This is a genomic window from Actinomadura sp. 7K507 (assembly GCF_004348425.1).
In the GTDB taxonomy this organism is placed as follows: domain Bacteria; phylum Actinomycetota; class Actinomycetes; order Streptosporangiales; family Streptosporangiaceae; genus Spirillospora.
In genome coordinates, this window is record NZ_SMKK01000374.1 from 1 (window position 1) to 5,789 (window position 5,789).

The 5,789-nt window shown below is 74.3% G+C and carries 9 protein-coding genes; all 9 read right to left on the reverse strand.

The features are described 5' to 3' along the window. Positions 1-234 precede the first annotated feature (234 nt). The gene (locus tag E1285_RS46190) at positions 235-813 is read right to left on the reverse strand and encodes an alkaline shock response membrane anchor protein AmaP (RefSeq protein ID WP_165967003.1); all 579 of its coding nucleotides are present in this window, start codon (positions 811-813) and stop codon (positions 235-237) included. Further along, a complete protein-coding gene (locus tag E1285_RS42585) occupies positions 813-1,451 on the reverse strand; it encodes a DUF6286 domain-containing protein (protein WP_132160577.1) in 639 nt (212 codons plus the stop codon). The genes E1285_RS46190 and E1285_RS42585 overlap by 1 nt, the downstream gene beginning before the upstream one ends. Then, positions 1,448-1,828 carry an Asp23/Gls24 family envelope stress response protein gene (locus tag E1285_RS42590; RefSeq protein ID WP_243723447.1) on the reverse strand — a complete coding sequence of 127 codons (381 nt, stop codon included), beginning with the start codon at positions 1,826-1,828 and terminating at the stop codon, positions 1,448-1,450. The genes E1285_RS42585 and E1285_RS42590 overlap by 4 nt, the downstream gene beginning before the upstream one ends. Beyond that, a complete protein-coding gene (locus tag E1285_RS42595) occupies positions 1,825-2,004 on the reverse strand; it encodes a hypothetical protein (RefSeq protein WP_132160584.1) in 180 nt (59 codons plus the stop codon). Before E1285_RS42595 ends, E1285_RS42590 begins: the two co-directional genes overlap by 4 nt. A 70-nt stretch (positions 2,005-2,074) precedes the next feature. After that, positions 2,075-2,416 carry a hypothetical protein gene (locus tag E1285_RS42600; protein WP_243723448.1) on the reverse strand — a complete coding sequence of 114 codons (342 nt, stop codon included), beginning with the start codon at positions 2,414-2,416 and terminating at the stop codon, positions 2,075-2,077. Beyond that, the gene (locus E1285_RS42605; protein WP_132160579.1) at positions 2,413-2,892 is read right to left on the reverse strand and encodes an Asp23/Gls24 family envelope stress response protein; all 480 of its coding nucleotides are present in this window, start codon (positions 2,890-2,892) and stop codon (positions 2,413-2,415) included. The genes E1285_RS42600 and E1285_RS42605 overlap by 4 nt, the downstream gene beginning before the upstream one ends. 92 nt (positions 2,893-2,984) lie before the next feature. Continuing rightward, complete coding sequence (locus tag E1285_RS42610; RefSeq protein ID WP_132160581.1) at positions 2,985-3,200, reverse strand: hypothetical protein; 216 nt, start codon at positions 3,198-3,200, stop codon at positions 2,985-2,987. A gap of 47 nt (positions 3,201-3,247) precedes the next feature. Beyond that, complete coding sequence (locus tag E1285_RS42615; RefSeq protein ID WP_132160582.1) at positions 3,248-3,919, reverse strand: response regulator; 672 nt, start codon at positions 3,917-3,919, stop codon at positions 3,248-3,250. Then, entirely contained in the window at positions 3,916-5,523 is a 1,608-nt protein-coding gene (locus tag E1285_RS42620) for a sensor histidine kinase (protein ID WP_243723449.1), read from the reverse strand. Before E1285_RS42620 ends, E1285_RS42615 begins: the two co-directional genes overlap by 4 nt. Positions 5,524-5,789: the final 266 nt, after the last annotated feature.

The following is a 5,789-nucleotide window of genomic DNA, read 5'->3' on the forward strand; positions in this document are numbered from 1 at the left end:
GGGCCGCGGCGTATACCGCCGCGGCCCCCGGGCCGTCGGGCCGCTCAGCGGGAGGGGCCCTTGCTTTGGTTCGTCTGTTCCCTCCATGCGCCGAAGGACCCCGTGGTGGAGCCGCCCGAAACTGAGAGGTCGGACAAGCGTGCCTCCTTCATGCCCTCGACGTCATGTCCACTTCGGACATTAGCCCCATAAGGGACGAATAGCCCTCAATACACCTCAAAGTGTCGTCCAGGATCAGATGACGGTGGGGGTCCGGTCCCCGGGCACCAGGCGCAACCGCACCACGGTCGGCAGCGAGTCCCGCTCGAGCGCGGCGCGCAGGCGCGGCACGGCCTCGTCCTGGACGCGCCGGCGCAACTCGGCGGGGTCGGCGTGCTGCCCGTACGCGATGCTCAGCCGCAACTCGGGCCGCCGGGACGAGCCGATCAGCCGGGCCCGCACCTTCCGCACGCCCGGATACTCCCCGATATCGGCTTCGACCGCGTCGGCGACGGCCTTGGCCGACAACCGCGTCGTCCCCACCTCGGCGTCCGGCTCCAGCGCCAGGCCCGGAAGCCGGCCCGTGCGCGCCTGCGCGAGCAGCCAGGCCAGCCCGAGCAGCGCCAGGACGACCACCGCGGCGGCGACGGCGGGCCAGAACCAGCCGTTGTCCTCGGCGAAGCCGCGGGCTCCGCCGGTGAGGACCGGCGCGGAGGCCCGCCCGTCCCCGAAAGCGCCCAGGCCCCGCGCGAGGCCCGCGCCCCCGGCGGCGGCGAGGACGGCGCCGGCCAGGGCCAGCCCGGTGCGGTTGAGGTGCGCGGGACGGCGGTCCATCACGCCCCCTGGTGCTTCATCCGCACCCGGACCGACCGGCGGGGCAGCGGGTCGAGCCGGTCGAGCCGGTCGCGCACGGCCTCGGCGACGCCCTCGTCCAGCCCCGCGGGCTCGTGCACGGGCGTCTTCGCGACCACCTTCACCCGGCGGCGGCGCAGCCGGACCCGCCGCACGCCCGACACCCCCGGCGCGTCCTCGGCGGCCGCGGCGACGGCGCGCTTGAGCCCGCGCCTGCTCACCCCCATCATCAGGTTCGGGTCCCGGCCGTGCAGCGGGACCATCCGCGACTTGCCCGGCATCAGGGCGGCCAGCAGGAAGAGCAGGCCGAGCAGCGCCAGCGCACCGAAGATCGCGAGCACGTACCAGTCGTCCCACGCCGCGTCGCTCACCCACCCGTACGGGAAGATGCCCGCCGGACGGTCGAACAGCGCCGAGATGACCTCGATCGCGGCGAGCACGCTCGCCGCCGTGAGCAGCAGCGCACCGACCATGGCGGGCCGCACCCGGCGCGAGCGGAACGCGTGCCTCGCCGCACGGTCTGCCTTGCGCCCCCCGGCTTGGCGCCCCCCTGTCTTCGGCTCGGGCCGCCCGGCGGCGGACCGGAGACCGGTCGCCGCCCCCCGGGCCTGCGCGGTCACCGCACGGTCCTCTCACCCGCGGCGGGACGGCCCAGTTCGGAGACGTCGATGTCCACCTGCCGGACGGTGAAGCCGGTCAGCTCCTCCACCCGGCCGCGCACACGCTCGCGCACCTGCCGCGCCACATCGCGCACCGGCATCGGGTAGCTCACCGACATCGCGACCCTCGCCGTGACGACGTCGCCGTCCACCCGGACCTCCGTGCGGGCGGGACGGCGCCCGGGGACCGGCACGCCGAGAACGGTTCGGCCGACCCCACCGGACTCGTCGACCTCCGCCGCCGCCCTGGCGACGATGCGCGCCACGGCCTGCTCGCGGATCGTCGTGCGGCCCCGTTCCGCGTCCATCACCACATCGGACGCCACCGCGCCCGTCATCGCGCCCGCCGGCCGGTGCCGACCAGCCGCCCGAGGTCGAGATCGCCCTCGATGGCGCGGCCGACGAGGAAGCCGAGCGCGCCGAGGAACAGGACGATGAAGAACGGCCCGAACCCCCCGAACGCGCCGGCGAACCCGAGCGCCACCCCGAAGGCCATCCCGACCAGGGGCCACAGCAGTCTCATGTCCATGCGGATCTTCCCCTTCTCGTCCGCGCCCGCCCGCCCGGTGTCCGTGGGCGGCGCGTCAGCCGTCATCGGCCAGGTCACCGATCAGGACGTCCACCCTTCGCGGGCCCGCGAGCGGGCGCACCAGCCGCCTGACATCGTCGGCGATCTCGACGCACGGCCTCCCGTACCGGACGACGACCCCGACCTCGACCTCACCGGAACGCACCGCCACCCCCGTGAGCGGCGGCCCCGCGCGGTAGGTCGCGATCCAGCCGCGCGGACCCGACGTCAGGCCCAGCACGTCCGGGCACGTCATGGCCGCCTCGGCGACCCGCTCCGCCAGATCGGCGACCGCCCCCTCCGGCACCGGCCCGGACGGCCCGGCCCCGACCTGCTGCTCCACGTCCCAGGCGATCATCGAACCCTGGGCTCCTCGGACCTCTCGTCCGACTCGTCCCCGTTCAGGTGGACGTCGTCCACGGTGATGTTCACCTCGACGACCTCCAGGCCGCACATGTGCTCGATCTCGTTGACGACGTTGGTGCGCACCGCGCCCGCGAGGTCGGGGATGGACAGCCCGTACTCCACGACCAGGTCGATGTCGACGGCGGCCTGGCGCTCACCGACCTGGACGTCCACCCCCTGGGTGTCGTCGGACCCCACGCCGGGCATGCGGTCCCGGACCGACCCGATCGTCCGCGACACCCCGGCGCCCATCTCGTACACGCCGCCGACCTGCCGGGCAGCCATCGTCGCGATCTTGGCGACCACGGTGTCGGCGATCCTGGTGTTGCCTTCGGACGTGACGAGCTCGCTGGAGCCGCCGTCGGCGGCCCGTCTGCGCATCGTCCCGGTGGAGCCCTGACCGGCGGTCCGTGCGTCGTCCTGGCTCATGACGTCCCCCAATGCCTCGGCTGATGTGCGATAGATGCTCGCCGCACGTCGGGCAAACCGCCACATCGGAGAAAGAGACGGTCAATGTCTGGTTACTCGGCCGCCGCGGAACGGGCCCCGTCGTCGCCGGACGCGGGCCGCGCCGGCCCCGCCCCCTGGCCCTTGAACATCGCGCGCATCTTGCGGGCCGCGTCGCCGGGCTTCTTCTTCGGCCCGCCGTCCGCGCCGCCCCCCGCACCCGGCGAGCGCCCGGCACGCTCCCCTTCGGCGTTCCCGGTCGCCTCGTCCTTACCTGGCTTGTCGCTCACGACAACTCCCCCGATGTCGTTTCACCGATGTCACATGCGTACCCCGTCTACCCGGGATAGAAGCGCACTTCCGGGCGGCCGACCTGCCCGTAGTGCGGCCGGCGGTGCGCCAGCCCGTTCTCCGCGAGGTATTCGAGGTAGCGGCGGGCCGTGACGCGGGAGACGCCGGTGAGGTCGGCCGCCGCGGCGGCCGACAGCCCGTCGGCGGCGCCGGCCAGCACCTCGGTGACGGCCTGGAGCGTCTCGCCGCTCATGCCCTTGGGCAGCGTCCGGTGATCGGGGGTGCGGAGGGTGGCGAGCATGCCGTCCACGTCGGCCTGGCCGCTGACCTCGCCGGCGCCGACCGCCTGCTCCCGGAACCGGGCGTACCGGTCGAGCTTGTCGCGCAGGGACGCGAACGTGAACGGCTTGAGCAGGTACTGGACGACGCCGACCGCCACCGCCGACCGGATCACCGCCAGGTCCCGGGCGGAGGTGACGGCGATGACGTCGACGTCGCTGCCCCCGGCGCGGAGCGCGCGGCACACCGTGAGGCCGTGGGTGTCGGGCAGGTAGAAGTCCAGCAGGACGACGTCGACGGCGGTGCGCTCGCAGAACCGCAGCGCCTCCGCCCCGGAGTGCACGACACCGGCGACGGTGAATCCGGCGACGCGTTCGACGTAGGAGCGGTGCGCCTCGGCGGCGACCGGGTCGTCCTCGACCACGAGCACCGTGATCACGGCGCGTCCAGGGGCAGGCGGACGGTGAACACCGCGCCGTCGTCGTGGCCCACGCGCACCTCGCCGCCGTGCCGCCGCACGGCCTGCCCGACCAGCGCGAGCCCGAGGCCGTGGCCGACCGGCCCGCCGGACGTCTTGGTCGTCCAGCCGCGCCGGAACATCTCGGGCACGGCGGCCGGGTCCACGCCCGGCCCGCTGTCGGACACCTCCAGGACGAGGGCGCCGCCGTCCGTCCGGGCGCGCACGACCACGCGCGGCGGGCGCGCGTCCGCGCCCGCGAGGGCGGCGTCCACCGCGTTGTCGATGAGGTTGCCGAGGATGGTCACGAGGTCGCGCGGCTCGGCAACTCCCTCGATCACGGTGTCGTCGGTGACGACGAGGTCGACGCCGCGTTCCCCGGCCTCCGCGGACTTGCCGAGCAGCAGCGCGGCCAGCACGGGTTCGGTCACCGACCCGACGACCCGGTCGGTGAGCCACTGCGCGGTCCTCAGCTCGGCGGTGGCGAACTCGACGGCCTGGTCGGGACGCCCCAGCTCCACCAGCGACACCACGGTGTGCAGGCGGTTCGCCGCCTCGTGGGCCTGCGAGCGCAGCGACTCGGCGAACCCGCGCACGGTGTCCAGCTCGCCGGTCAGCCCCTGCAGCTCGGTGTGGTCGCGCAAGGTGACGACATTGCCCTTCGCCCGGTCCCGCGACCGCACCGGCGAGGTGTTCACGACGAGGACCCGCGTGTCGGCGAGGTGGACCTCGTCCGACCGCGGCTCCGTTGAGACGAAGGTGGCGACGAGCTCGTCCGGCAGCCCCAGGTCCGCGACGGCCCGCCCACGCAGATCCGTCCGCGGGGGGTTCAGGTCGAGGAGGTCGCGGGCGGCGTCGTTGCAGAGGACGACGCGGCCCGAGCGGTCCAGCAGGACGAGCCCCTCGCGGACGGTGTGCAGGATCGCCTGGTAGTACTCGAACATCTCGCGCAGCTCGCCGGGCGCGACGCCGCGGGTCTGGCGGCGCAGGCGGGCGGCGACCAGGTAGCTGCCGCCCACGCCGACGGCCAGGACGGCGGCGGCGATGCCGGCGAGGGAGACGAGCCGCTGGCGCAGCTCCGCCGAGATGACGTGGATCGTGATGCCGACCGCGACCAGCGCCACGACACGGCCGCCGTCGACGACGGGGGCGACGGTGCGGACGGACGGGCCGAGCGTGCCGGTGTAGGTCTCGGTGAACGTCAGCCCGGCGAGCGCGGGCCCGGTGTTGCCGACGAAGTGCCCGCCGATCCGGGACGGGTTCGGATGCGTGAAGCGGATCCCGGCCGGGTTCATGATCGTGACGAAGTCGACGCCGGTGTCGCGCCGGACGCGCTCGGCGTACGGCTGCAGGAGCCGGCTGGGGTCGGGGGACGCGAGCGCGGTGCGGACGTTGTCCGCGTCGGCGATGCTCTTGGCGACCGCCGTCACGGTCTGCGTCGCGGCGTCGTCGGCGGACCGCCCGGCGTCCAGGTAGGCGATGGTCGCGCCGGCCGCCACGAGCAGCCCGACGATCGCGGCCTGCAGCACGAGCAGCTGCCGCGCCAGGCTCCAGCGACCGGGGATCGCCCATTCGGGACGCCGCACACGCGCACCTTCCGTCTCTGCCTCACCGTGAACGCAATGTACACAAGGGTGACCATTCGCATCGGAGCGCGCATAGTCACGGGTGCAGAGCCTCAGGCGCCCACCGTGTGCATGTGCCCGCTCCGCCGGCACATGGGCGCCTGCCCAGGGTGCGGGCGCCCGTCCGGATCCACAACGGATCCGGCGGGCGCCGCCCCGTTCGCGATCTCCCTCGCTCGCCGTCCGCGTCCGTCAGGCGGCTTCGGGCTGGGGGCGGCGGGATTTCC

Excerpts from the sequence above, each read along its gene's own strand:
- E1285_RS46190 (WP_165967003.1), bottom strand. The coding sequence starts at position 813 with ATGGACCGCCGTCCCGCGCACCTCAACCGCACCGGGCTGGCCCTGGCC.
- E1285_RS42590 (WP_243723447.1), bottom strand. The coding sequence starts at position 1,828 with ATGACGGGCGCGGTGGCGTCCGATGTGGTGATGGACGCGGAACGGGGC.
- E1285_RS42600 (WP_243723448.1), bottom strand. The coding sequence starts at position 2,416 with ATGATCGCCTGGGACGTGGAGCAGCAGGTCGGGGCCGGGCCGTCCGGG.
- E1285_RS42605 (WP_132160579.1), bottom strand. The coding sequence starts at position 2,892 with ATGAGCCAGGACGACGCACGGACCGCCGGTCAGGGCTCCACCGGGACG.